Raw genomic sequence first — 22,100 nt, 5'->3', positions numbered from 1 at the left:
GATGTCGAAGCCTCAGTCTCCCCGCAAGGTCGGCGACAAGGAAGCGCTGGCCGTTGCTACCCAGATCCGTGGGTCGGCGCAGAAGCTGAACCTGGTCGCGGGTCTGATCCGTGGCCGTAAGGCCGGCGACGCGCTCAATATCCTCGCCTTCTCCAAGAAGGCGATGGCGATCGATGCGCGCAAGGTGCTCGCCTCGGCGATCGCCAACGCGGAAAACAACCACAACCTCGATGTCGACGCGCTCGTCGTCGCCGAGGCGTCGGTCGGCAAGTCGATCACGATGAAGCGCTTCGCGACCCGCGGCCGTGGCAAGTCCACCCGCATCCTGAAGCCGTTTTCGCGCCTTCGCATCGTCGTCCGCGAGCAGGAAGAAGCATAATGGGTCACAAGAGCAATCCGATCGGCCTGCGCCTGCAGATCAACCGTACCTGGGACAGCCGCTGGTTCGCGGAAGGTCAGGATTACGGCAAGCTCCTCCTTGAGGACCTCAAGATCCGCAAGTACATCCTCGACACGCTGCCCCAGGCGGCGATCTCGAAGGTCGTGATCGAGCGTCCGGCCAAATTGTGCCGCGTGTCGATCTATGCCGCGCGCCCCGGCGTGATCATCGGCAAGAAGGGTACCGACATCGAAAAGCTGCGGCGCAAGCTCGGCTCGATGACGGGCTCGGACGTGTCGCTGAACATCGTCGAGATCCGCAAGCCCGAGATTGACGCCAAGCTCGTCGCGCAGGGTATTGCCGACCAGCTCGAGCGTCGTATCGCTTTCCGCCGCGCCATGAAGCGCGCGGTGCAGTCGGCGATGCGCCTGGGTGCCGACGGCATCCGCGTGCAGTGCGGTGGCCGTCTCGGCGGCGCCGAGATCGCGCGCACCGAAAGCTATCGTGAGGGCCGGGTGCCGCTGCACACGCTGCGCGCCCACCTCGATTATGCCGAAGCGCAGGCGCACACCGCTTACGGTGTTTGCGGCGTCAAGGTGTGGGTCTTCAAGGGCGAGATTCTCGGCCATGACCCGATGGCGCAGGAGCGGTTGATGATGGAGGCTCAGACCTCCGGCGTGCGCCCGGCGCGCGACGACCGCCGCTAAGGACAACAGGACATGCTGCAACCAAAACGCACCAAGTTCCGCAAGGCGTTCAAGGGCCGGATTCACGGCGACGCCAAGGGCGGCGCGACGCTGAACTTCGGTTCCTATGGGCTGAAGGCGATGGAGCCGGAGCGGATCACCGCGCGCCAGATCGAGGCGGCTCGCCGCGCGATCACGCGTCACATCAAGCGCCAGGGGCGCTTGTGGATCCGCATCTTCCCGGACGTTCCCGTTTCGTCGAAGCCGGCCGAAGTCCGCATGGGCTCGGGTAAGGGTTCGCCGGAATTCTGGGCAGCGCGGGTCAAGCCTGGCCGCATCCTGTTCGAGCTGGACGGCGTTCCCGGCCCGCTGGCCGCGGAAGCGTTCGAGCGCGCGGCGATGAAGCTGCCGATCAAGACGAAGGTCGTGGCGCGCCTCGGCGACACCTCGCACCTCGGAGGCGAGTAAGATGGCGAACAAGATCGATTATAGCGGCATGGACGAGCAGACGCTCGATCAGGAGCTGGGCAATCTGAAGCGCGAGGCGTTCAACCTCCGCTTCCAGGCTGCGACCAGCCAGCTGGAAAAGCCGAGCCGCGTGCGTGAAGTTCGCCGCGACATCGCTCGCATCAAGACCCTGCAGACCGCGCGTTCGCGCGCTGCGGCAAAGTAAGGAAACGGACATGCCGAAGCGCGTGCTGACCGGGCAGATCGTCTCGGACAAGGGCGACAAGACGGTGGTCGTGAACGTGGAACGCAAGGTCAAGCATGCGCTCTACGGCAAGATCATTCGCCGCTCGAAGAAGTATCACGCCCATGACGAGGGCAACGAATACAAGCAGGGCGAGACCGTGCGGATCGAAGAGACCGCGCCGATCTCCAAGCTGAAGACCTGGAAGGTGATCGAGCGGGTTGACACCCATGCGACGCCGGAGCGGGTCGACGTCGACGCGTAAGCGTCAGCAGTTTTCATCGGAACCGCCGGGCCAGTCCCGGTAGGCCAAACGAGAAGGAACCGGATCGATGATCCAGATGCAATCCAATCTCGACGTCGCTGACAATAGCGGCGCGAAGCGGGTGCAGTGCATCAAGGTGCTGGGCGGCTCGAAGCGTCGCACGGCCGGCGTTGGCGACATCATCGTCGTCAGCGTCAAGGAAGCGCAGCCTCGCGGCCGTGTGAAGAAGGGCGACGTTCACCGTGCGGTGATCGTGCGTACCGCCAAGGACATCCGCCGTCCCGACGGCTCGGTGATCCGCTTCGACTCGAACGCGGCCGTCCTGGTCAACAAGAACGAGGAGCCGATTGGCACCCGCATCTTCGGCCCGGTCGTGCGCGAACTGCGTGCCCGTGGTCACATGAAGGTGATCAGCCTGGCTCCGGAGGTGCTGTAATGGCTGCTGCGAAGATCAAGAAGGGTGACCAGGTGATCGTCCTGTCCGGTAAGGACAAGGGCCGCACTGGCGAGGTCATCAAGGCGATGCCGAAGGACGGCAAGGTCGTCGTGTCGGGTGTCAATGTGCACGTCCGTCACGTCAAGCCGAGCCAGACCAACCCCCAGGGTGGTCTCGATCGCTCGGAAGCGCCGATGCACGTGTCGAAGGTTGCCCATGTCGTGGACGGCAAGCCGACCCGAGTCCGTTTCGAAACGGGCAAGGACGGCAAGAAGGTGCGCGTCGCGGTAAAGACCGGGAAGAAGATCGATGGCTGACAAGTACAAGGCTCGCATGCAGGCGCGCTATGACGATGTGATCGTCAAGGCGATGACCGAGAAGTTCGGGTACAAGAATGCGCTCGAAGTGCCGCGGCTCGAGAAGATCGTGCTCAACATGGGCGTCGGTGAGGCGACCCAGGACAAGAAGAAGGTCGAGCAGGCCGCTTCCGAGATGGAGCTGATCGCGGGCCAGAAGCCGGTGATCACCAAGGCGAAGAAGTCGATCGCGCAGTTCAAGCTGCGTGAAGGCATGCCGATCGGCGTGAAGGTCACCCTTCGCCGTGAGCGCATGTACGAATTCCTCGACCGCTTCATCACGATCGCGCTCCCGCGCGTTCGCGACTTCCGCGGCCTCAACCCCAAGTCGTTCGACGGTCGCGGCAATTACGCGATGGGTCTGAGGGAACAGCTCGTGTTCCCGGAGATCAACTATGACCGCATCGACAAGGTGCGCGGCATGGACGTCATCGTAACCACCACCGCGAAGTCCGATGATGAGGCTCGCGAGCTCCTCCGTCTCTTCGGTTTCCCGTTCCCCATCGAGGCGGACGGCGAAGCGAAGCAGGCGGCATAAGGGAAAGAGAACTTAAGTCATGGCGAAACTGAGTTCCGTGAACAAGAATGAGCGTCGCAAGAAGCTGGTGGCGAAATATGCCAACCGCTATGCGAAGCTGAAGGCGCAGGCCAACGATAAGTCGGCCGACGAAACCGAGCGTCTGATCGCGCGGCTGAAGATGGCCGAGATTCCCCGCAACGGGAATCCGACCCGCATCCGCAACCGTTGCGAAGTGACGGGCCGTCCCCGCGCTTACTACCGCAAATTCCGACTCTGCCGTGTGCAGCTGCGTGAACTGGCCAACAAGGGCCTGATCCCCGGCGTCACGAAGTCGAGCTGGTAAGGACACGAAGATGGCAGTGACCGATCCCCTGGGTGATATGCTCACCCGCATCCGCAACGGCCAGCGCGCGCGCAAGGACTCGGTCCTTTCGCCGGCGTCGAAGTTGCGCGTCCGCGTGCTCGATGTTCTCCAGCGTGAGGGCTATATCCGCGGTTATTCCGAGGAAGAGATGGGGCCCGCCAAGGGCATCCGTATCGAGCTCAAATATTTCGAGGGCCAGCCGGCCATCAAGCATGTTGCGCGCGTCTCGAAGCCGGGCCGCCGCGTGTACAGCGGTTCGCAGGAACTGCCGCGCGTGATGAACGGCCTGGGCATCACCATCGTCTCGACGCCGCGCGGCGTGCTCTCGGATGCCGAAGCACGCGAGCAGAATGTCGGCGGCGAAGTGCTGGCGGAGGTGTTCTGATGAGCCGCATTGGCAAAAAAGCGGTCGCGATTCCGAGCGGTGTCACCGCGACGGTCGCCGACGGCACGCTCAGCATGAAGGGCCCCAAGGGCACCCTCACCATGCCGATGGCCGATGAGGTCGTCTACGACGTCCAGGCTGACTCGATCGGCGTCAAGCCGGCCAACGAGACCAAGCGCGCTCGCGCGTTCTGGGGCATGCAGCGTACCCTGGTGCAGAACCTGGTGACCGGCGTGACCGACGGCTTCACCAAGAAGCTGCTGATCACCGGCGTCGGCTACCGCGCCAACGCCCAGGGCAGGAAGCTGAAGCTGCAGCTCGGCTACAGCCACGATGTCGATATCGACGTGCCGGAGGGCCTGACGGTCGCTACCCCGGACAACACGACGGTCGAGATTTCGGGCGCCGACAAGCAGAAGGTCGGCCAGCTGGCCGCCGAGATCCGCCGCTGGCGTAAGCCCGAGCCGTACAAGGGCAAGGGCATCAAGTACGATGGCGAGTACATCTTCCGTAAGGAAGGGAAGAAGAAGTAATGACCAAGGGTCTTTCGCTTTTCGAGAAGCGCCGCCGGCGCAATCGCACCGCGCTTCGGTCGCGTGGCGGCGGTCGTCCGCGCCTCTCTGTGCATCGTTCGGGCAAGCACATCTATGCCCAGGTGATCGACGACGAGAACGGCAAGACCGTTGCCGCCGCTTCGAGCCTGGAAAAGGACGTGCGCGGCAAGTCGGGCGCGAACATCGACGCCGCGACCGAAGTCGGCAAGCGCGTGGCGGAAGCCGCGGTGAAGGCCGGGGTCAAGCAGGTCGTGTTCGATCGCGGCGGCTTCCTGTTTCATGGCCGCGTCAAGGCGCTGGCCGATGCGGCTCGTGAAGCCGGACTGGAGTTCTGAGAATGGCTGACGAAACCAACCCGACGGTCGACGCTCCCGTCGATGCGCCTGCGGCCGAAGCGACGACCCATGAGGCGCCGCAGGGTGGCCGTGGTGGCGGTCGTGGCGGTCGTGGCCGTGGCGGCCCGGGCGGCGGCGGCGGCAATCGTGGCGGCCGTGACGGCGGCCGCGGCGGACGTCGCGACGATCGTCGTGGCCAGGGCAGTGACGACGGCGGCGAAGAGCTGATCGAGAAGCTGGTCCACATCAATCGCGTCTCGAAGACGGTGAAGGGCGGCAAGCGCTTCGGCTTCGCAGCTTTGGTCGTCGTGGGCGACGGCAAGGGCCGTGTCGGCTTCGGTCATGGCAAGGCGCGCGAAGTACCGGAGGCGATCTCCAAGGCGACCGCGGCTGCCAAGAAGCACATGATCCGCGTTCCGCTGCGCGAAGGCCGCACGCTGCACCATGATGGCAACGGCCATTTCGGTGCGGGCAAGGTCACGCTGCGCTCGGCGCCGCAGGGTACCGGCATCATCGCCGGCGGTCCGATGCGCGCCGTGTTCGAATCGCTCGGCGTCGCCGACGTGGTGACCAAGTCGGTCGGCACGTCGAACCCCTACAACATGATCCGCGCCACCTTCGAGGCGTTGGGCGACCAGACTTCGCCGAAGTCGGTTGCGCAGCGGCGCGGCAAGAAGATCGCCGACTTGCTCGGCCGCGGTGGCGCCGACAAGGGCGCTGCCGAGGCTGAAGCCTTGGCGATCGCGGAGTAAGTCGACATGGCAGCCAAGAAGGAAGCCGCGACCGGCACGGTGAAGATCACCCAAACCGGTTCGCCGATCCGCCGCACCAAGGACCAGCGTTCCACGCTGATCGGTCTGGGCCTCAACAAGATGCACCGGACCGTCGAGCTCAAGGACACGCCCGAGGTTCGCGGCATGATCAAGAAGGTCGCTCACATGGTGAGTGTGGCCGAGTAAACCTAATCTAGCCCTCTCCCGCTTGCGGGAGAGGGTTGGGTGAGGGTCTTCTTTCTTCTTCTCCGCGGTGTTGCGGCGACGAGGAAGAAAGAAGACCCTCACCACTTCGACTAGGCAGCAAGCTGCCAAGTCTCCGTACCTCTCCCGCAAGCGGGAGAGGGGATAAAGCTCCCGCTCGAGGGAGCTTGCGCGACAAAAGCGAAAGCGAGTGCACGATATGAAACTGAACGAACTGCGCGACAACCAGGGCGCGCGCCATCGCAAGATCCGCGTCGGCCGTGGCATCGGCTCGGGCAAGGGCAAGACCGCCGGTCGTGGCCAGAAGGGCCAGAAGAGCCGTGAAGGCGTCTCGATCGCGGGCTTCGAGGGCGGCCAGATGCCGCTCCATATGCGTCTGCCGAAGCGTGGCTTCAACAACATCTTCGCCAAGGACCATGCCGAGGTGAACCTCGGCGCGATCCAGAAGGCGGTCGACGCCGGCAAGCTCGACGGCAAGGGCATTATCGACCATGCCGCGCTGAAGGCCGCTGGCTTGGCGCGCGGTGGCAAGGACGGCGTCCGTCTGCTCGGCAAGGGCGAACTGACCGCCAAGCTCAGCTTCCTCGTCGCCGGCGCGTCGAAGGGCGCGATCGAGGCGGTCGAGAAGGCTGGCGGCAAGGTCGAGGTGATCGAGCTCGTCTCCGCCGCCGACAAGGCTGCCGCCAAGAAGGGCGTCAAGTATCGCGAGCGCAAGGCTGACAAGGAAGCCAAGCAGGCGGCCGCGAAGAAGTAATCCACACCGGTCCGTCGCTTGTGCGACGGGCGATAGGTGACAAGGCCGAATGGGCGCCTATATGAGCGGCGGGGGCGCGGAACACGCATCTCCGCCGTTTTTATTTCGGGACGATCAAATAAATGGCATCCGCAGCCGACAGTCTGGCCTCAGGGCTCAACCTTTCCAAGTTCGCCCAGGCGACCGACCTCAAGAAGCGGCTGTGGTTCACGATCGGCGCGCTGATCGTCTTCCGGCTGCTGAGCTACGTGCCGCTGCCCGGCGTCGATCCGACCGCGCTCGGCGTGCTGTCGAACCAGACCAATGGCGGTGTGCTCGACTTCTTCAACAATTTCTCGGGCGGGTCGCTCAAGCGCATGTCGCTGACCGCGCTCGGCGTGATGCCCTATATCACTGCCTCGATCGTGGTGCAGCTCGCGACCTCGCTGTCGCCGACGCTCGCGGCGATCAAGAAAGAAGGTGAGAGCGGGCGCAAGCGGCTCAACCAATATACCCGCTACGGCACCGTCGCGCTGACCGCGGTGCAGGGCTGGTTCATTGCCGTCGGGCTTGAGGCCTATGGCGCCAATTCCGGTATCCAGGCGGTGGTCGAGCCAGGAATGTTGTTCCGCGTCGGCGCGGTGATCAGCCTGGTCGGCGGCACCATGTTCCTGATGTGGCTGGGCGAGCAGATCACCAGCCGTGGCATCGGCAACGGCGTATCGCTGATCATCATGGCCGGCATCGTCGCCAACATGCCGACCAACATCTATAACCTGGTCAACGGCAGCCGCACCGGCAGCATGGACAGTTTCCAGGTGATCGGGATCATCGTGGCGGTCGTCGCGATCATCCTGTTCATCTGCTTCATGGAGCGCGCGCAGCGTCGTATCCTGATCCAATATCCAAAGCGACAAACCCAGCGCGGCGTGCAGTCGGACCGCAGCCACTTGCCGCTCAAGCTCAACACGGCCGGCGTGATCCCGCCGATCTTCGCCTCGTCGCTGCTGCTGATGCCGCTGACCATCACCCAGCTCGCGGGCAACAAGGTCAAGGGCGATACCTGGTGGGGCGATGTCGTCATCGGCCTCAATCAGTATCTCCAGCACGGCTCGGTGCTGTACATGACGCTGTACGGACTCGGCATTATCTTCTTCTCGTTCTTCTACACCGCCGTGGTGTTCAATCCCGAAGAGACTGCGGACAATCTGAAGCGCTATGGCGGGTTCATCCCCGGCATCCGTCCGGGCAAGAACACCGAAGCCTATTTCGATTATGTGCTGACGCGCATTACCGTGATCGGCGCGGCCTATCTGGCGGTGATCTGCCTGGTGCCAGAATATCTCGTTTCGGCGCTCAAAATCCCGTTCTATCTCGGCGGCACCAGCCTGCTCATCGTCGTCAACGTGACGATGGATACGGTGACCCAGATCCAGTCGCATCTGCTGGCGCACCAATATGGCGACCTCATCAAGAAGGCGAAGTTGAAGGGCGGCCGCCTCCGTTAAGAGGGGCGGCGCCAACAGGGAGTAGATCGGCGTGAACATCATCCTCCTCGGCCCACCGGGTGCCGGCAAGGGCACTCAGGCGGCGAAGCTCGTCGCCGACCGCGGCATGGTCCAGCTGTCGACCGGCGACATGCTGCGCGCAGCGGTGAAGGCGGGGACGCCGACCGGCCTCAAGGCCAAGGCGATCATGGATGCCGGCGAACTCGTGCCCGATGATGTGGTCTCGGGGATCATCGGCGAGCGGCTCGACCAGATGACGCCGGGCGAGGGCGCGATCTTCGACGGCTATCCGCGCACTGCCGCGCAGGCCGAAGCGCTCGACCAATTGCTCGCCGATCGTGGCCGCAAGCTGGACCGTGTGATCGAACTGACCGTCGATGAGGATGCGCTCGTCGAGCGGATCACCGGCCGCTACACCTGCGCCAAGTGCGGTGAGGGCTATCACGACAAATTCAAGCAGCCCAAGGTCGCCGGTGTCTGCGACGTCTGTGGCTCGACCGAGTTCAAGCGCCGGCCGGACGACAACGAAGAGACCGTCCGCACCCGGATGGCCGAATATCGCGGCAAGACCGCGCCGATCATCCCGATCTACGAAGCGCGCGGCATTCTGGCGCGCGTCGACGGTATGGCGGATATCGACCGGGTCAGTGCCGCGGTGGCGGCGGCGCTGGACGGGAAGTAAGGCGATAGGGCCTGAGGCTCGGCCGTCTTCCTTTGGCAAATAGTCGGCATCCTAGCGAAACACCCTCCCGTCACCCCAGCGAAAGCTGGGGTCTCGTGGTTTACAAAGCGATCGCGCCGCCGCTTGAGATCCCAGCTTGCGCTGGGATGACGGAAGTGGCTGGGGTGACGGGAGGGTGTTGCGCGGGAGTGACGGATGGCTTGTGGCACGATAGTCTTCCTCCATCCTGAGGGGGGATCCGCCATGTTCCGCGCCGCAATTGCCGCCGTTCTGTTTGCGATCGTCACAACACCCGCCATTGCCGATGTCGTGAAAGCCGAAGCGGCCGGCTTCGTCGTCGAAAAGTCCGTCACCATCGGCGCCTCGCCTGACGTGGTCTGGGAGACGCTGCGCGCCCCTCAACGCTGGTGGTCCAAGGAGCACACCTGGTCGGGCGACTCCGCCAACCTCTATATCGACAGCCAGTCGACGGGGTGCTTCTGCGAGAAGTTGCCGGGCAGGGGCAGCGTCCAGCATGCGCGGCTGATCTTCGTCGACAAGGGCAAGATGCTGCGGATGGAAGGCGCGTTCGGTCCGCTCCAGGGTGAGGCGATCGTCGCGACCCTGACGTTCGAACTGTCGCCGGAGGGCGACAAGGCAACCAAGGTCAAGATGACTTATGTCGCCGGGGGCTATTCGCCGACCGGGTTCGAGAAGCTCGCGCCGCTCGTCGACGGCGTGTTCGGCACCCAGCTGGACGGACTCAAGACCGCGGCGGAGGCCCCGCCGCCTGCTCCCATCGGCCCAGACGACAAGAAATAACGGGAACGCCGATCTGCCTTCTCGCGTTCGATGCCTGCGGGCATTGGAAAGGAGGATGGCCGGTGCGCGTCGATGGTGGCAATCGTTGGGCGTTCGGGCTCGGCTTGGGCATCCTGGCCGCAGTCGGAACCGGCATCTTGGCGGGCAATCAGACCGTGGCCGAGATGAACCCGTTCTATGCCAACCTTGCCGCATCGGCGGACGGAGCGGATCGCGGCGCCGAGATCGTCGACGCGTCGTTCGTCCAACCCGCCGATACGCTTCCCGACACCGGCGATCTCAGCTATGGACGGGGACGAGGCGATGACGATCGTTATGCAGCCACGGACATCCGGTAGTGGGCGACTGGCGCATTCCACCCGCACCCGCGCTTGACACTGTAGCGACTCGACCCTAAGTGAACGCCCTTCCGATACACCGGCTGACCGGCGGCGCTTGCCTGCGTCCGCCGCTGTCGTGCGTTTCGGGCATCGCGATGAGATGGGGTACGTGGCAGCCATGCCGTGCTCCGTGGAGCTAGGAGAATAAATTTCATGGCACGTATTGCGGGTGTCAACATCCCGACCAACAAGCGCGTAGTAATCGCGCTCCAGTACATCCACGGCATTGGCCCGGCCAAGGCCAAGGAAATCACCACGAAGCTGAACATCGCGCCCGAGCGCCGCGTTCAGGACCTGACCGACCAGGAAGTCCTGCAGATCCGCGAAGCGATCGACGCCGGCTACATGGTCGAAGGCGATCTTCGTCGCGAGACCGCGATGAACATCAAGCGCCTGATGGATCTGGCCTGCTATCGCGGCCTGCGCCATCGCAAGGGTCTGCCGGTCCGTGGCCAGCGCACGCACACCAATGCGCGCACTCGCAAGGGCAAGGCCAAGCCGATCGCCGGCAAGAAGAAGTAAGCAGGCGCGCTCGTCCGCACCGCTACTTCCAGCTTCGAAGGTTAGGATAGAAAAATGGCACGTGAACCGCAGCGCCTTCGTCGGCGCGAACGCAAGAACATCACCGCCGGCGTCGCCCATGTGAACGCCAGCTTCAACAATACCATGATCACCATCACCGATGCCCAGGGCAATGCGATCAGCTGGTCGTCCGCCGGGATGATGGGGTTCAAGGGATCGCGCAAGTCGACCCCGTACGCGGCGCAGGTTGCCGCCGAGGATGCTGGCCGCAAGGCCGCCGAGCACGGCGTCCGCACGCTCGAAGTAGAGGTCAAGGGTCCGGGTTCGGGTCGCGAGTCGGCGCTTCGTGCGCTGCAAGCGGTCGGCTTCCAGATCACCTCGATCCGCGACGTTACCTCGATCCCGCACAATGGCGTGCGCCCGTCCAAGCGTCGCCGCGTCTGAATTCGTCTGGCCGGCGCGCGGTTGATCGCGCTGCGCCGGCATTCGCCCACGGCCGCAGGGGTTACCCCCACCCCCGGCCCAACAGAGGGAAGCCCCCGTGTCTGTCAATGCAAAGAACTGGCAGGAATTGAAGAAGCCCAACGCGCTCGAAAAGAAGGGCGGTGACGGGAAGAGCAAGGCGACCTTCGTTGCCGAGCCGCTCGAGCGCGGTTTTGGTCTCACCCTTGGCAACGCGCTGCGTCGCGTGTTGCTGTCGAGCCTTCAGGGCGCGGCGGTCACCTCGATCAAGATCGAGAACGTGCTGCACGAGTTCAGCTCGCTTGCCGGCGTCCGTGAGGATGTGACCGACATCGTGCTCAACGTGAAGCAGATCGCGCTGAAGATGCAGGGCGAAGGTCCGCGTCGTCTCCAGCTCGCGGCCACCGGCCCGGCCGAGGTCAAGGCCGGCGACATCGCCGTATCGGGCGACATCGAAGTGATGAACCCCGATCTGGTGATCTGCCACCTCGACGAGGGCGCGACGCTCAACATGGAGCTCACCGCCGATGTCGGTAAGGGCTATGTCGCCGCGGTCGCCAACCGTCCGGCCGATGCGCCGATCGGTCTGATCCCAGTCGACGCGCTCTACTCGCCCGTGCGCCAGGTGTCGTACAAGGTCGAGAACACCCGCGTTGGGCAGGAACTCGATTACGACAAGTTGACGCTGACGGTCGAAACCGACGGCACGGTGACCCCGGAGGACGCGCTCGCTTACGCTGCGCGCATCCTGCAGGACCAGCTGGCGCTGTTCGTTCACTTCGACGATTCGGCGATCACCCGCTCGGCGCCGATCGGCGTTGCCGCGGCACCGTCGGATACCGGCGTCTCGGGCGATACCCAGCAGATCAATCGTTACCTGCTCAAGAAGGTCGACGAGCTCGAACTGTCGGTGCGTTCGGCGAATTGCCTCAAGAACGACAACATCATCTATATCGGCGATCTGGTCGGCAAGACCGAAGCCGAGATGCTGCGCACGCCGAATTTCGGCCGCAAGTCGCTCAACGAGATCAAGGAAGTGCTGTCGAGCATGGGTCTCCGTCTCGGGATGGAAATCCCGGGCTGGCCGCCTGAGAATATCGAAGAGATGGCCAAGAAGCTCGAGCAGGAGATTATGGGCTGACGCCCATCCGCCGTCATCCCCGCGAAAGCGGGGACCCAGCTCCTTCAAAAAGGTCTGGGTTCGACGGCGGGAGATGGGCCCCCGCTTTCGCGGGGGTGACGATTTGGGGGTGGTCCGCGTCGCCACCTGGTCTGGGGTACCTGAAACGGCCCCTTAACGAACTGAAAGGACTATCAAATGCGTCATAAGGTTGGCGGTCGTAAGCTTCAGCGTACCTCCGCGCATCGTCTCGCCCTGTTCCGCAACATGGCGGCCGCTCTCATCAAGCACGAGCAGATCACCACCACCGTCGCCAAGGCGAAGGAACTTCGTCCGTATGTCGAGAAGCTGGTGACGCTGGCCAAGAAGGGTGGCTTGTCCAACCGTCGTCTGGCGCATGCGCGCTTGCTCGACGACGCGCAGCTGGTGAAACTGTTCGACGTGATCGGCCCCCGCTACGCCTCGCGCGCCGGCGGCTATACCCGCGTGATCAAGGCCGGCATTCGTGCTTCCGACGCCTCGCCGATGGCGATCATCGAATTCGTCGATCGCGACGTGAGTGCCAAGGGTCAGGATTCGGGCCCGGTGATGACGGACGACGACTACGACGTCGCCGCCTGATCGGCATCGACCGACCTAAAAAAGGCCTCGCGAAAGCGGGGCCTTTTTTGTTTGGGTCATCGCAGCAGCGACCGCGGCGTTGGCGACAGCATGAGAACTTGCGGGATGCGCTCGCGATAATTGGCTAAAGCCGGCCGAAGCGACTCACGCCATACCGCCGTTGCGCGTAACTTGCGTTGGGCGGCCTGATAGGCGGCAGGGCTGGAAACCCGCGTAAACCACACCAGCAGCCGTTCGTTTTGCCGCACATAGAGGCGCGGGAAATTGTTGGGCTCGGTCTCGGGGCCATAAACGGCGAGTACCGGTAGGCCCGCCGCGCGATAGGCGGGTGCCAGTGTGTCGCGGAAATAGGCCGCATATCCCTCGTCCGGTTGCTTCCACAGATATTCGATCGTCGCCACGATGAGTCCAGCCGGTTTGCCGCTGGCCCCGGGTGGCGGCCGTTGCCCGCTTGGCGGACCGAATCCCGATCCGGGCCAGGCCGGTCGCAGCAGCAGGACGTCGTCATTGTCGTCCAGCAGCGGGTTGGCCTCGCCGCGATGTGCCTGCCAGACCGGCCCGAAATAGAAGTCGTTGAGCGCCTTGCCGCGCGCCTCCATCGACGGGAAGGCGCGGATCCAGGTGAACCGGCTGGGATCGTCGCGATCCCGGAACTGGCCGACCAGTCGCATCCCAAGCCTTTCCTGGCTTTCGACGAACTCGCGCTCGAACAGCGCGATCATCGTGTCGCGCTTGCCGGGCATGATCTTGTACTGGCGCAGCTCAATGACCGGATGCAGGGCCGTGTCGTCGGCCGCGATGCCGGGGGCTGGGGTGGCGAGCGCCGCAATGCCGGCAACGGCGAGTGACAGAAAAGGAAAGCGTTTCATGCGCGGCTGAACTCCATGATCCAATTGGTTTCCCAGGTCGTGCCGGCATCGGCCGAAAAAGCCTGGTTCCAGCGCGCGGTGGTCGGCATCGGCCGCTCCCAGAGGAAGCGCAGCCGGATCGGCTGGCTACGGAAACTGTCGTCGCCGAAGAACGTACCGAGGCCATCCTTGAATGCGCCGTAGAGCGGCGGATCTATCTTGGGATCGCGCCCGTCGATCCAGTGCAGCGACCATTGCCGGGTGTCGGGATGGAATAGCCGCAACGTGCAGGCCTCGTAACGTCCGTCGGGTAGGTCGATCACGTTGCGGTCGAGATTGCCCAGGCCGCCTAGGATCGGACCGGCTTCCATCGTGCCGCCGAACTCTATCCATTCGTTGCACCCGGCCAGCCGCTCGCGACGCTGCCGGTGCCGCACGCGCCACGCGCCGTGAAGGAAGTCGAAGTCGCCGACCCCCGCGCGGCGCTCCTCGGGCCGATCGTCTGTGTCTGGCATTTCCCCGCTTCCTCTCACCTGTCGCCGACAAAACAGACCGGACGACCTGTTTTGTCAATAGGCAGAGAAGAGCTTGTGAAGAGGACAGGAGAAAGGCCGCACCCCTTGTGGGAGTGCGGCCTTCCTAGTTCCGACGTGGCGGAAATGGATTCCGCGCCGTCTCGGCGTCAACTCAACGCCGTGCGGCTCAGCGGCAGCGATACTCGCTGTTCGATTGGTCGACCTTCTTGCCGAGGAGCGCGCCCAGCGCGCCGCCGATCAGCGTACCGGCGACGCGGTTGCGGCCGCCATCGATGACGTTGCCGACGATACCGCCGGCGGCGCCGCCGATAATCAGCCCGGTCGTGCCGTCGGAGCGCTTGCAGTAATAACGGCCGTCAGACCCACGATAGACCTGGTCGTTCGAGCTAAGCGTGCGCTCCTGATAGCGCGGGTCGTCGCGATAATAACGCGAGGCGTCATAATCGGTCGCATATTGGCCGTCATTGGGGCCGTTGTAGCGCGGGTCGTTATAGCCGCCATTATTATAGCCGTAGCGGCGGTCGCGCCGCTGCGCCGCTTCGTAATCTGCGCGTGCGCGGTCGTAAATCGCGGTCTCATTGTCATAGCGGCGCTGGGCGGCTTCCCAGCGGCGTTGTTCGGACACGGTTTGGGCCGTCGCGGGAAGGGCGATCGACGACAATATGATCGCGGCGATCGGGAGGGAGCGGATCATTTATTCTTCTCCTTGTTACAGGGCGGACAACACCTAAAGGCCGTTATGGGTCCGAAACGGCGCCATTTCCAGCCATTGAACGCGGTGTGCCGCCTGATACACAGAATGCCCCACGCTAGCTTGCGGAGCCCTGAATGCGCCATATCTTGCCGCTGACCCTGATCGCGCTTGCCGCGCCCGCTCTTGCCCAGACGAGTTCCCCGAAAACCGATATGACCACCATCACCTATCCCGCCACCGAGCGCGGCGACGCTGTCGACGAACAATTCGGCGTGAAGGTCGCCGACCCCTATCGTTGGCTCGAAAACGACGTCCGCACCGATCCGAAGGTCGCCACTTGGGTCGAGTCCGAAAACAAGGTCACCGACGCCTATCTGGCGACGCTCCCCGGCCGCGACGTGTTCAAGGAGCGTCTGAAGAAGCTGATCGACTATGAGCGGTTCGGCCAGCCCGAGCGCAAGGGCGGACGCTATTTCTACCTGCACAATAGCGGTCTTCAGAACCAGGCCGTGCTGTTCGTCCGTGACGGCGTCGACGGGCAGGGCAGGGTATTGATCGACCCCAATGGCTGGTCGAAGGACGGCGCCACCGCGCTCGGCGAATGGGCGCCGAGTGAAGACGGCAAGAAGCTCGTCTATGCGATCCAGGACGGCGGCACCGACTGGCGCACGGTCAAGGTGCTCGACGTCGACACCGGCAAGGTGCTCGACGACGATGTCGAATGGGTCAAATTCTCCGGCCTGTCCTGGGCCAAGGACGGATCGGGCTTCTATTATTCGCGCTTCCCGGCACCGCCAGAGGGCAAGAAGTTCCAGTCGACCAATGAGAATCAGGCGGTCTATTTCCACAAGCTCGGCACGCCGCAATCGGCGGACGCGCTGGTCTATGCGACTCCCGATCATCCCAAATGGGGCCATGGCGCCGGCGTCACCGACGACGGCAAATGGCTGGTCATCTATACGACGGAGGGGACCGACAACCGCAACGACGTGACGGTCATCGACCTGACAGCGCCCAACCCGACGCCGCGGAAATTGTTCACCGGCATGGCCAATATGTGGGGGCTGATCGGTAACCAGGGCGGCAATTTCTACTGGCTGACCAACAAGGACGCGCCGCGCAACAAGGTGGTGATGACCAATCTCTACGCGCGCTCGGCAATCCCGCCCGAGGTCGAGGTCATCCCGCAGGACAAGGCTGTGCTCGACACCGCCAGCCTGATCGGCGGCAAGCTGATCGGCGAATATATGGTCGATGTGAAGAGCGAGGTCCGCCGCTTCACGCTCGACGGCAAGCCCGACGGCGAGGTGACGCTGCCTGGGATCGGCGCGGCGGGCGGGTTCGGCGGCGAGGCCGACAATCCCGAGACCTTCTTCACTTTCACCAGCTACACCACGCCGACGACGATCTATCGCTATGACGTCGCGACCGGGAAGACGAGCGTCTGGGCTCAGCCCAAGGTCGCGTTCGATCCTGCCGGTTATGAGGTCAGCCAGGTCTTCTATCCGTCGAAGGACAAGACCACGGTGCCGATGTTCATCGTGCGCAAAAAGGGCGTGACCGGCCCCGCGCCGACGCTGCTCTATGCTTATGGCGGGTTCAACATCTCGATGACCCCGGCCTTCTCGGCTACGCGCGTTGCCTGGCTCGAGCAGGGTGGGGTGCTCGCGGTCGCCAATATCCGCGGCGGCGGCGAATATGGCAAAGCGTGGCACGACGCCGGGCGGCTCGCCAACAAGCAGAACGTATTCGACGATTTCATCGCGGCGGGCGAATATCTGAAGGCCAAGGGCTATACCGGCAAGGATCAGCTCGCGATCCAGGGCGGCTCCAACGGCGGTCTGCTGGTCGGTGCGGTCGTCAACCAGCGGCCCGATCTGTTCGCGGCCGCTTTGCCCCAGGTCGGCGTGATGGACATGCTGCGGTTCGACCGCTTCACCGCCGGACGCTATTGGGTCGACGATTACGGCTATCCCTCCAAGGAGGCCGATTTCAAAACGCTCTACGCCTATTCGCCCTATCACAATATCCGAGCGGGCAAGCCTTATCCGGCGATCCTGGCGGCGACGGCAGATACCGATGACCGCGTCGTGCCGGGGCATACCTTCAAGTACACCGCGATGCTCCAATCGATGGACCTAGGTCCGAAGCCACACCTGGTCAGGATCGAGACGCGTGCCGGACACGGGTCGGGCAAGCCGACCGACAAGATCATCGACGAGACTGCGATCGATTGGGCGTTCATTGCCAGATGGACTGGCCTCGATGTGAAGCCGATCGACTAAATGAGGTTCACGGTCCGGCGCTTTGCATCTTGCGCCGGACCGTTTTTCAAAGATAGGGTATGGTCATGAACGACCAGACCCCGCTCAAGAAGCCGATCGACAAAAAGACGCTGCTCGCGAAATATATCGCCGAGCGCGACAAGCGCCTGCGCGACGATGGCAACGCCCAATATCTCAACCTCGAGGGCAATCTGGCGCATTATGCCGCCGATCCGCACACGCCATTCACCGAGCGCGACCCGGTCACCGATCACGTGACCTTCGCGTTTGTCGGTGGCGGGTTCGCCGGTCTGGTGACGGGGGCGCGGCTCGCCGAGGCCGGGATCGGCGACTTCCGCATCATCGAAAAGGGCGGCGACTTCGGCGGCACCTGGTATTGGAACCGCTATCCCGGAGCGCAATGCGACACGGCGTCGATGATCTACATCCCGCTGCTCGAAGAAACCGGGCACATGCCGACCGAGAAATACGCGCATGGACCGGAAATCCTCGAACAATGCCAGCGGATCGGCCGTCAATATCATCTCTACGACAAGGCGCTGTTCCATACCCAGATCCGCGAGATCGCCTGGGACGGGGAGCGGTCGCTCTGGGTCATCACCACCGATCGCGACGATCGCTTCACCGCCAAATATGTCGGCATCGGCACCGGTCCGCTTCACGTCGCCAAATTGCCGGGCATTCCTGGCCTCACCAGCTTCAAGGGCAAGTCGTTCCACACCAGCCGGTGGGATTATGACTATACCGGCGGCGACGCCAAGGGTGCGTTGATGACCGGCCTCGCCGACAAGCGCGTCGCGATCATCGGCACCGGCGCGACATCGGTCCAGGCCGTCCCGCATCTCGCGCGGGCGTGCAAAGAGCTTTATGTCGTCCAGCGCACGCCATCCTCGGTCGACGTGCGCAACAACGTACCGATCGACCCCGAATGGTTCGCGAGCATCGCCACGCCGGGCTGGCAACGCCGCTGGCTGGAGAATTTTACCGCCAACCAGACGCCCGGTAACATGATCGAGGAGGATTGGGTCCAGGACGGCTGGACCGATCTGTCGCGCCGGATCAAGGCCCGGGTGGCGACCCTGCCGCCGGACAAGCGCAGCCTGGCCGACATCATGTCGGTGTGGGAGGATTCCGACTTCGAGAAGATGGAGGAAATCCGCGATCGCGTCGACGCGATCGTCGAGGATAAGGAAACCTCGGCGAAGCTGAAGGCCTGGTACCGCCAGCTCTGCAAGCGTCCGTGCTTCCACGACGCTTATCTTCAGGCGTTCAACACGCCCGGCACGCATCTGATCGACACCGACGGGCAGGGGGTCGAGCGGATCGACGAGACCGGTTTCGTCGTCGCCGGCAAGCATTACGAGGTCGATTGCATCATCTATGCCTCCGGCTTCCATGTCGGGACCAATCTGCAGAGCTTGCTCGGCTTCGACGTAATCGGTCGTGACGGGGTGAAACTCGCTGACAGCTGGGCGCAAGGCATGCGCTCGAAGCACGGCATCCACGTCCATGATTACCCCAATATGTTCGTGGTGACGCCGACACAGGGCGCGAACCTGATCTCCAACGTGCCGCACAATCTGACCGAGTCCGCGCGCGCGATTGCCGCGGTCGTTCGCCACGCAGAAGAGATCGGCGCCAAAGAGGTCGAGGTGACGCAGGAAGCGCAGGAGGCCTGGGTCGATCTGTTGCTGACCGGACCGGGGCGAACGTTGCGCAACGCTCCCGACTGCACGCCTGGTTACTATAACAATGAGGGCAAGGATCCGGGCCCGGCAGCGGCGCTCGCGGTCGGCTATCCGCTCGGCGCCTTCGCTTATTTCCGGTATCTCGACGACTGGACGCGGTCAGGCAAGTTCGAGGGCCTAGCCTTCAACTAAGCCGTGGCCCGCCGCATCGTCGAATGGACGACGGGCCATATCGCGAAAAGCCGCTACCCGGCCTCCTGAGCGGAGACCGGGCGCGCCCCGCTGAATCAGCGCGAGGACATCTGGGGGAAACGTACCAGCGCGGCGCGCGCGACATTGCGCGACCAGATCGAATCGCCGGTCTTGGTTTCCATCATCTCGTTGTCGAGCACGAGCGCACGGCGATAGGCAGCAGCGGCATCCGCAGTGCGGTCCGCGCGCAAATAGGCCTGGGCCAGCTCGATATAGGCGCCGCCATCCCTGGGCGCGACGCGGGTAAGCGCTTCGGCCGAACGTACATCGGCGTCGCGTGCCGTGACGAGCGCCGTGGTCTGGCCGTCATTCGAGGCCGCCGCTGCCGGAACCGCCGTCAGCGGCGCCGCGACAAGCAACGAGAGAATTACCGTCTTGATCATGTCTGCATCCTTCCAAAACCACCGCTTGATCGCGATGTTACAGAATCATGACACATTTCCTGCAGTTTTGTGAAGCGGAAATTGCATCCGGATGTATACGGAGGGGCAGGATCGGTTTTGGGGCGCCCTAACTGGCGCTCGAAGGGATCAGTCGCTATCGGGCGCCATGACCCAGCACAGCGACTCGATCCTCATCGTAGATTTCGGCAGCCAGGTGACGCAGCTCATCGCACGCCGCGTGCGAGAGGCGGGCGTCTATTCGGAAATTGCTCCCTTCCAGTCCGCCGCGGACGCCTTCACGCGAATGAAGCCTCGCGGGGTCATCCTGTCGGGCAGCCCGGCGAGCGTATTGGACGACGATAGTCCGCGTGTGCCGCAGTCGATCCTCGACAGCGGATTGCCGATCATGGGCATCTGTTACGGCCAACAGGTGCTGATGCATCAGCTGGGCGGCACTGTGGAGCTCGGCGACAGCGGCGAGTTCGGCCGCGCCTTTATCGAGATCGACGATGGTTGCGAGCTGTTCGACGGTCTGTGGAGCGAAGGCGAGACGCATCAGGTGTGGATGAGCCATGGCGACAAGGTCACCGCGCTCGCTCCCGGCTTCCGCCCCGTCGCGGCCAGCGCCGGCGCGCCGTTCGCGGTGATCGCCGACGACACTCGCCGCTATTACGCGATGCAATTCCACCCGGAAGTCGTCCACACGCCCGACGGCGCAAAACTGATCGCCAATTTCGCGCGCCATGTCTGCGGGCTGACCGGCGACTGGACGATGGCCGAATTCCGCGCCGCCAAGATCGCCGAGATCCGCGCCCAGGTTGGCGACAAGCGGGTGATCTGCGGCCTGTCGGGCGGCGTCGACAGCGCGGTCGCCGCAGTGCTGATCCATGAAGCGATCGGGCACCAGCTGACCTGCGTGTTCGTCGATCACGGCCTGATGCGCGCGGGCGAGGCTGACCAGGTCGTCAGCCTGTTCCGCGGCCATTACAACATCCCGCTCGTCCATGTGAACGCCGAGACGCTGTTCCTGAATGGACTGGCGGGCGTCACCGACCCCGAAGCGAAACGCAAGTTCATCGGCAAGACGTTCATCGATGTGTTCGAGGACGAAGCGAAAAAGATCGGCGGCGCCGATTTCCTCGCGCAAGGCACGCTTTATCCCGACGTGATCGAAAGCGTGTCGTTCACCGGCGGCCCGTCGGTGACGATCAAGAGCCATCACAATGTCGGCGGCCTGCCCGAGCGGATGGACATGAAGCTCGTCGAGCCGTTGCGCGAATTGTTCAAGGACGAAGTCCGCGCCCTGGGCCGCGAACTCGGCCTGCCCGATATCTTTGTCGGCCGTCATCCGTTCCCTGGACCCGGCCTCGCCATCCGTATCCCGGGCGAAGTGAGCAAGGAGCGCTGCGACATCCTGCGCAAGGCCGATGCGATCTATCTCGAGGAGATCCGCAACGCCGGCCTGTATGACGCGATCTGGCAGGCGTTCGCGGTGCTGCTCCCCGTACGATCGGTCGGCGTGATGGGCGACGGCCGCACCTATGACAACGTACTGGCGTTGCGCGCGGTGACTTCGGTCGATGGCATGACGGCGGACGCCTATCACTTCACCGGCGAATTCCTGTCGCGCGTCGCGACCCGGATCATCAACGAAGTCAGAGGCATCAACCGCGTCACCTACGATTATACCTCGAAGCCACCTGGGACGATCGAGTGGGAGTGAGGTGACCAGTCTGGCCTTGTCAAAACTACGCCAGATTACGCCGTAATTTCGTCCAACAGCCAATCACGAAAGATTCGCGTGGCCGCTCGGCTCTTGCGGGATAATAACCGCGTGAGCCAATAGCGACCGGCATCGACCTCGACAGCGAAAGGCTGGATGAGACGGTCCGCAGCCATTTCTTGCGCGAACATGGTCCTCGGCGCAAGGGCGATACCCAGGCCGGTCATTGCCGCGCCAACCATGAGCGCGGAACTGTCGAACAGAGGACCGCGCAGCGTTGGTGGCGTGGTGCCTGCAGCCTCGAACCATCGGGTCCATTCACTGGCGCGATAGGATCGCAGCAGTCGTTCGCGGGTGAGGTCGGCCGGCACTTGCAATCGCCGCGCCACGGCGGGCGAGCATAATGGGGTCAGCGGCGCCTCGAGCAGCGGCTCGGCATGCGTTCCATGCCAAGCGCCGTCCCCGAACCGGATCGCATAGTCGAGCGCTTCGCCGGCAAGATCGACCCGATTGTTGTTGATCGACACGCGGAGTTCGATGTGCGGATGCGCCGCCGCGAAGCCGTCCAGCCTTTCGAGCAGCCAACCCGTCGCGAAAGTGCCGACGACGCCGATGTTCAGCGCGTCCCGGAAACCTCCATCGGCATAACGATCGAGCGTCGCGCCGATCCGATCGAACGTCTCCGCCAGAACGGGCACCAATGCGTGGCCGTCGTCGGTCAGCGCCAATCCACGCGGCAGCCGATCGAACAGGCGCGTCCCCAGACGACGTTCGAGTTGCGCAACCTGATGGCTGACTGCCCCTTGGCTGACGCACAATTCGATCGCGGCGCGTGTAAAATTGAGGTGGCGCGCTGCTGCCTCGAACGCTCGCAAGGCATTGAGCGGTAGTCGGGCGCGATCCATACCCGATCC

The 22,100-nt window shown here is 63.7% G+C and carries 31 protein-coding genes; 26 read left to right on the top strand and 5 right to left on the bottom strand.

The window, feature by feature from the left end; translation table 11 throughout:
• Window position 1: 1 nt before the first annotated feature.
• From rplV to rplQ, 23 genes are all read left to right on the top strand, one after another.
• Window positions 2-379, top strand: coding sequence for a 50S ribosomal protein L22 (gene rplV / locus SMA01S_RS00585; protein ID WP_066816145.1), 378 nt, complete (start codon window positions 2-4; stop codon window positions 377-379).
• Window positions 379-1,086 carry a 30S ribosomal protein S3 gene (gene rpsC / locus SMA01S_RS00580; RefSeq protein ID WP_066816144.1) on the top strand — a complete coding sequence of 236 codons (708 nt, stop codon included), beginning with the start codon at window positions 379-381 and terminating at the stop codon, window positions 1,084-1,086. The genes rplV and rpsC overlap by 1 nt, the downstream gene beginning before the upstream one ends.
• A 12-nt stretch (window positions 1,087-1,098) precedes the next feature.
• Complete coding sequence (rplP, locus tag SMA01S_RS00575) at window positions 1,099-1,533, top strand: 50S ribosomal protein L16 (protein ID WP_066816142.1); 435 nt, start codon at window positions 1,099-1,101, stop codon at window positions 1,531-1,533.
• A 1-nt stretch (window position 1,534) separates the two neighbouring features.
• Window positions 1,535-1,738 (top strand): 50S ribosomal protein L29, encoded by a 204-nt coding sequence (gene rpmC / locus SMA01S_RS00570; RefSeq protein ID WP_066583985.1) that lies wholly within the window; start codon window positions 1,535-1,537, stop codon window positions 1,736-1,738.
• Between the two features lie 10 nt (window positions 1,739-1,748).
• Window positions 1,749-2,021, top strand: a complete 273-nt coding sequence (gene rpsQ / locus SMA01S_RS00565; RefSeq protein WP_066583982.1) for a 30S ribosomal protein S17 — start codon at window positions 1,749-1,751, stop codon at window positions 2,019-2,021.
• 67 nt (window positions 2,022-2,088) lie between these two features.
• A complete protein-coding gene (gene rplN, locus SMA01S_RS00560) occupies window positions 2,089-2,457 on the top strand; it encodes a 50S ribosomal protein L14 (RefSeq protein ID WP_066583980.1) in 369 nt (122 codons plus the stop codon).
• A complete protein-coding gene (gene rplX, locus SMA01S_RS00555; RefSeq protein WP_066583978.1) occupies window positions 2,457-2,774 on the top strand; it encodes a 50S ribosomal protein L24 in 318 nt (105 codons plus the stop codon). Before rplN ends, rplX begins: the two co-directional genes overlap by 1 nt.
• Window positions 2,767-3,351: a 50S ribosomal protein L5 gene (gene rplE, locus SMA01S_RS00550; protein WP_066803647.1), complete on the top strand. Its 585-nt coding sequence runs from the start codon at window positions 2,767-2,769 to the stop codon at window positions 3,349-3,351. Before rplX ends, rplE begins: the two co-directional genes overlap by 8 nt.
• A 19-nt stretch (window positions 3,352-3,370) precedes the next feature.
• Complete coding sequence (rpsN, locus tag SMA01S_RS00545; protein ID WP_066583975.1) at window positions 3,371-3,676, top strand: 30S ribosomal protein S14; 306 nt, start codon at window positions 3,371-3,373, stop codon at window positions 3,674-3,676.
• A gap of 10 nt (window positions 3,677-3,686) precedes the next feature.
• Entirely contained in the window at window positions 3,687-4,082 is a 396-nt protein-coding gene (gene rpsH / locus SMA01S_RS00540) for a 30S ribosomal protein S8 (protein ID WP_066583973.1), read from the top strand.
• Window positions 4,082-4,615: a 50S ribosomal protein L6 gene (rplF, locus tag SMA01S_RS00535; protein WP_066583969.1), complete on the top strand. Its 534-nt coding sequence runs from the start codon at window positions 4,082-4,084 to the stop codon at window positions 4,613-4,615. Before rpsH ends, rplF begins: the two co-directional genes overlap by 1 nt.
• Window positions 4,615-4,971 (top strand): 50S ribosomal protein L18, encoded by a 357-nt coding sequence (gene rplR / locus SMA01S_RS00530; protein ID WP_066816139.1) that lies wholly within the window; start codon window positions 4,615-4,617, stop codon window positions 4,969-4,971. The genes rplF and rplR overlap by 1 nt, the downstream gene beginning before the upstream one ends.
• Before the next feature lie 2 nt (window positions 4,972-4,973).
• On the top strand, window positions 4,974-5,723 hold the full coding sequence (rpsE, locus tag SMA01S_RS00525; RefSeq protein WP_066816135.1) for a 30S ribosomal protein S5: 750 nt from the start codon (window positions 4,974-4,976) through the stop codon (window positions 5,721-5,723).
• Between the two features lie 6 nt (window positions 5,724-5,729).
• Window positions 5,730-5,930: a 50S ribosomal protein L30 gene (gene rpmD, locus SMA01S_RS00520; RefSeq protein WP_066583962.1), complete on the top strand. Its 201-nt coding sequence runs from the start codon at window positions 5,730-5,732 to the stop codon at window positions 5,928-5,930.
• A 217-nt stretch (window positions 5,931-6,147) separates the two neighbouring features.
• Window positions 6,148-6,702, top strand: a complete 555-nt coding sequence (gene rplO, locus SMA01S_RS00515; RefSeq protein WP_066816129.1) for a 50S ribosomal protein L15 — start codon at window positions 6,148-6,150, stop codon at window positions 6,700-6,702.
• A 122-nt stretch (window positions 6,703-6,824) separates the two neighbouring features.
• A complete protein-coding gene (gene secY, locus SMA01S_RS00510; protein WP_066816127.1) occupies window positions 6,825-8,189 on the top strand; it encodes a preprotein translocase subunit SecY in 1,365 nt (454 codons plus the stop codon).
• A 31-nt stretch (window positions 8,190-8,220) separates the two neighbouring features.
• On the top strand, window positions 8,221-8,871 hold the full coding sequence (locus tag SMA01S_RS00505) for an adenylate kinase (protein WP_066816125.1): 651 nt from the start codon (window positions 8,221-8,223) through the stop codon (window positions 8,869-8,871).
• A gap of 243 nt (window positions 8,872-9,114) precedes the next feature.
• Window positions 9,115-9,672, top strand: coding sequence for an SRPBCC family protein (locus SMA01S_RS00500; protein WP_066816122.1), 558 nt, complete (start codon window positions 9,115-9,117; stop codon window positions 9,670-9,672).
• A 62-nt stretch (window positions 9,673-9,734) separates the two neighbouring features.
• Window positions 9,735-10,010 carry a hypothetical protein gene (locus SMA01S_RS00495; RefSeq protein WP_066816114.1) on the top strand — a complete coding sequence of 92 codons (276 nt, stop codon included), beginning with the start codon at window positions 9,735-9,737 and terminating at the stop codon, window positions 10,008-10,010.
• 195 nt (window positions 10,011-10,205) lie between these two features.
• Window positions 10,206-10,574 (top strand): 30S ribosomal protein S13, encoded by a 369-nt coding sequence (gene rpsM, locus SMA01S_RS00490; RefSeq protein ID WP_066803677.1) that lies wholly within the window; start codon window positions 10,206-10,208, stop codon window positions 10,572-10,574.
• A 54-nt stretch (window positions 10,575-10,628) separates the two neighbouring features.
• Window positions 10,629-11,018, top strand: coding sequence for a 30S ribosomal protein S11 (gene rpsK, locus SMA01S_RS00485; RefSeq protein ID WP_066583941.1), 390 nt, complete (start codon window positions 10,629-10,631; stop codon window positions 11,016-11,018).
• 97 nt (window positions 11,019-11,115) lie between these two features.
• Window positions 11,116-12,177: a DNA-directed RNA polymerase subunit alpha gene (locus tag SMA01S_RS00480; protein ID WP_066583937.1), complete on the top strand. Its 1,062-nt coding sequence runs from the start codon at window positions 11,116-11,118 to the stop codon at window positions 12,175-12,177.
• 177 nt (window positions 12,178-12,354) lie between these two features.
• On the top strand, window positions 12,355-12,777 hold the full coding sequence (gene rplQ, locus SMA01S_RS00475; protein WP_066816113.1) for a 50S ribosomal protein L17: 423 nt from the start codon (window positions 12,355-12,357) through the stop codon (window positions 12,775-12,777).
• A gap of 56 nt (window positions 12,778-12,833) precedes the next feature.
• On the opposite strand, the gene SMA01S_RS00470 is transcribed toward rplQ, so the two are convergent.
• The 3 genes from SMA01S_RS00470 to SMA01S_RS00460 form a co-directional block, all read right to left on the bottom strand.
• Complete coding sequence (locus SMA01S_RS00470) at window positions 12,834-13,646, bottom strand: NIPSNAP family protein (protein WP_084249947.1); 813 nt, start codon at window positions 13,644-13,646, stop codon at window positions 12,834-12,836.
• Window positions 13,643-14,140 (bottom strand): hypothetical protein, encoded by a 498-nt coding sequence (locus SMA01S_RS00465; RefSeq protein WP_066816112.1) that lies wholly within the window; start codon window positions 14,138-14,140, stop codon window positions 13,643-13,645. The genes SMA01S_RS00470 and SMA01S_RS00465 overlap by 4 nt, the downstream gene beginning before the upstream one ends.
• 187 nt (window positions 14,141-14,327) lie before the next feature.
• A complete protein-coding gene (locus SMA01S_RS00460) occupies window positions 14,328-14,855 on the bottom strand; it encodes a glycine zipper 2TM domain-containing protein (protein WP_066816111.1) in 528 nt (175 codons plus the stop codon).
• 134 nt (window positions 14,856-14,989) lie between these two features.
• On the opposite strand from SMA01S_RS00460, the gene SMA01S_RS00455 reads away from it, so the two are divergent.
• Window positions 14,990-17,140, top strand: coding sequence for a prolyl oligopeptidase family serine peptidase (locus SMA01S_RS00455; protein ID WP_066816110.1), 2,151 nt, complete (start codon window positions 14,990-14,992; stop codon window positions 17,138-17,140).
• A gap of 65 nt (window positions 17,141-17,205) precedes the next feature.
• Window positions 17,206-19,020: a flavin-containing monooxygenase gene (locus tag SMA01S_RS00450; protein WP_218016789.1), complete on the top strand. Its 1,815-nt coding sequence runs from the start codon at window positions 17,206-17,208 to the stop codon at window positions 19,018-19,020.
• A 95-nt stretch (window positions 19,021-19,115) separates the two neighbouring features.
• On the opposite strand, the gene SMA01S_RS00445 is transcribed toward SMA01S_RS00450, so the two are convergent.
• Window positions 19,116-19,463 (bottom strand): hypothetical protein, encoded by a 348-nt coding sequence (locus SMA01S_RS00445; RefSeq protein WP_245649091.1) that lies wholly within the window; start codon window positions 19,461-19,463, stop codon window positions 19,116-19,118.
• Window positions 19,464-19,629: 166 nt separating this feature from the next.
• On the opposite strand from SMA01S_RS00445, the gene guaA reads away from it, so the two are divergent.
• Entirely contained in the window at window positions 19,630-21,186 is a 1,557-nt protein-coding gene (gene guaA / locus SMA01S_RS00440; RefSeq protein WP_066816109.1) for a glutamine-hydrolyzing GMP synthase, read from the top strand.
• Window positions 21,187-21,221: 35 nt separating this feature from the next.
• Here guaA and SMA01S_RS00435 read toward each other — a convergent pair whose 3' ends face one another.
• Window positions 21,222-22,091: a LysR family transcriptional regulator gene (locus SMA01S_RS00435; RefSeq protein WP_066816106.1), complete on the bottom strand. Its 870-nt coding sequence runs from the start codon at window positions 22,089-22,091 to the stop codon at window positions 21,222-21,224.
• Between the last annotated feature and the right edge of the window lie 9 nt (window positions 22,092-22,100).

Source organism: Sphingomonas mali NBRC 15500, assembly GCF_001598415.1.
GTDB classification, from domain to species: Bacteria; Pseudomonadota; Alphaproteobacteria; order Sphingomonadales; family Sphingomonadaceae; genus Sphingomonas; species Sphingomonas mali.
This window is presented reverse-complemented; position numbering and strand designations above follow the sequence as displayed.

What these genes read in the sequence shown, in the direction of transcription:
- rplV (WP_066816145.1), top strand. Translation starts at nt 2, where the DNA reads ATGTCGAAGCCTCAGTCTCCCCGCAAGGTCGGCGACAAGGAAGCGCTG.
- rpsC (WP_066816144.1), top strand. Translation starts at nt 379, where the DNA reads ATGGGTCACAAGAGCAATCCGATCGGCCTGCGCCTGCAGATCAACCGT.
- rplP (WP_066816142.1), top strand. Translation starts at nt 1,099, where the DNA reads ATGCTGCAACCAAAACGCACCAAGTTCCGCAAGGCGTTCAAGGGCCGG.
- rpmC (WP_066583985.1), top strand. Translation starts at nt 1,535, where the DNA reads ATGGCGAACAAGATCGATTATAGCGGCATGGACGAGCAGACGCTCGAT.
- rpsQ (WP_066583982.1), top strand. Translation starts at nt 1,749, where the DNA reads ATGCCGAAGCGCGTGCTGACCGGGCAGATCGTCTCGGACAAGGGCGAC.
- rplN (WP_066583980.1), top strand. Translation starts at nt 2,089, where the DNA reads ATGATCCAGATGCAATCCAATCTCGACGTCGCTGACAATAGCGGCGCG.
- rplX (WP_066583978.1), top strand. Translation starts at nt 2,457, where the DNA reads ATGGCTGCTGCGAAGATCAAGAAGGGTGACCAGGTGATCGTCCTGTCC.
- rplE (WP_066803647.1), top strand. Translation starts at nt 2,767, where the DNA reads ATGGCTGACAAGTACAAGGCTCGCATGCAGGCGCGCTATGACGATGTG.
- rpsN (WP_066583975.1), top strand. Translation starts at nt 3,371, where the DNA reads ATGGCGAAACTGAGTTCCGTGAACAAGAATGAGCGTCGCAAGAAGCTG.
- rpsH (WP_066583973.1), top strand. Translation starts at nt 3,687, where the DNA reads ATGGCAGTGACCGATCCCCTGGGTGATATGCTCACCCGCATCCGCAAC.
- rplF (WP_066583969.1), top strand. Translation starts at nt 4,082, where the DNA reads ATGAGCCGCATTGGCAAAAAAGCGGTCGCGATTCCGAGCGGTGTCACC.
- rplR (WP_066816139.1), top strand. Translation starts at nt 4,615, where the DNA reads ATGACCAAGGGTCTTTCGCTTTTCGAGAAGCGCCGCCGGCGCAATCGC.
- rpsE (WP_066816135.1), top strand. Translation starts at nt 4,974, where the DNA reads ATGGCTGACGAAACCAACCCGACGGTCGACGCTCCCGTCGATGCGCCT.
- rpmD (WP_066583962.1), top strand. Translation starts at nt 5,730, where the DNA reads ATGGCAGCCAAGAAGGAAGCCGCGACCGGCACGGTGAAGATCACCCAA.
- rplO (WP_066816129.1), top strand. Translation starts at nt 6,148, where the DNA reads ATGAAACTGAACGAACTGCGCGACAACCAGGGCGCGCGCCATCGCAAG.
- secY (WP_066816127.1), top strand. Translation starts at nt 6,825, where the DNA reads ATGGCATCCGCAGCCGACAGTCTGGCCTCAGGGCTCAACCTTTCCAAG.
- SMA01S_RS00500 (WP_066816122.1), top strand. Translation starts at nt 9,115, where the DNA reads ATGTTCCGCGCCGCAATTGCCGCCGTTCTGTTTGCGATCGTCACAACA.
- rpsM (WP_066803677.1), top strand. Translation starts at nt 10,206, where the DNA reads ATGGCACGTATTGCGGGTGTCAACATCCCGACCAACAAGCGCGTAGTA.
- rpsK (WP_066583941.1), top strand. Translation starts at nt 10,629, where the DNA reads ATGGCACGTGAACCGCAGCGCCTTCGTCGGCGCGAACGCAAGAACATC.
- rplQ (WP_066816113.1), top strand. Translation starts at nt 12,355, where the DNA reads ATGCGTCATAAGGTTGGCGGTCGTAAGCTTCAGCGTACCTCCGCGCAT.
- SMA01S_RS00470 (WP_084249947.1), bottom strand. Translation starts at nt 13,646, where the DNA reads ATGAAACGCTTTCCTTTTCTGTCACTCGCCGTTGCCGGCATTGCGGCG.
- SMA01S_RS00465 (WP_066816112.1), bottom strand. Translation starts at nt 14,140, where the DNA reads ATGCCAGACACAGACGATCGGCCCGAGGAGCGCCGCGCGGGGGTCGGC.
- SMA01S_RS00460 (WP_066816111.1), bottom strand. Translation starts at nt 14,855, where the DNA reads ATGATCCGCTCCCTCCCGATCGCCGCGATCATATTGTCGTCGATCGCC.
- SMA01S_RS00455 (WP_066816110.1), top strand. Translation starts at nt 14,990, where the DNA reads ATGCGCCATATCTTGCCGCTGACCCTGATCGCGCTTGCCGCGCCCGCT.
- SMA01S_RS00450 (WP_218016789.1), top strand. Translation starts at nt 17,206, where the DNA reads ATGAACGACCAGACCCCGCTCAAGAAGCCGATCGACAAAAAGACGCTG.
- SMA01S_RS00445 (WP_245649091.1), bottom strand. Translation starts at nt 19,463, where the DNA reads ATGATCAAGACGGTAATTCTCTCGTTGCTTGTCGCGGCGCCGCTGACG.
- guaA (WP_066816109.1), top strand. Translation starts at nt 19,630, where the DNA reads ATGACCCAGCACAGCGACTCGATCCTCATCGTAGATTTCGGCAGCCAG.
- SMA01S_RS00435 (WP_066816106.1), bottom strand. Translation starts at nt 22,091, where the DNA reads ATGGATCGCGCCCGACTACCGCTCAATGCCTTGCGAGCGTTCGAGGCA.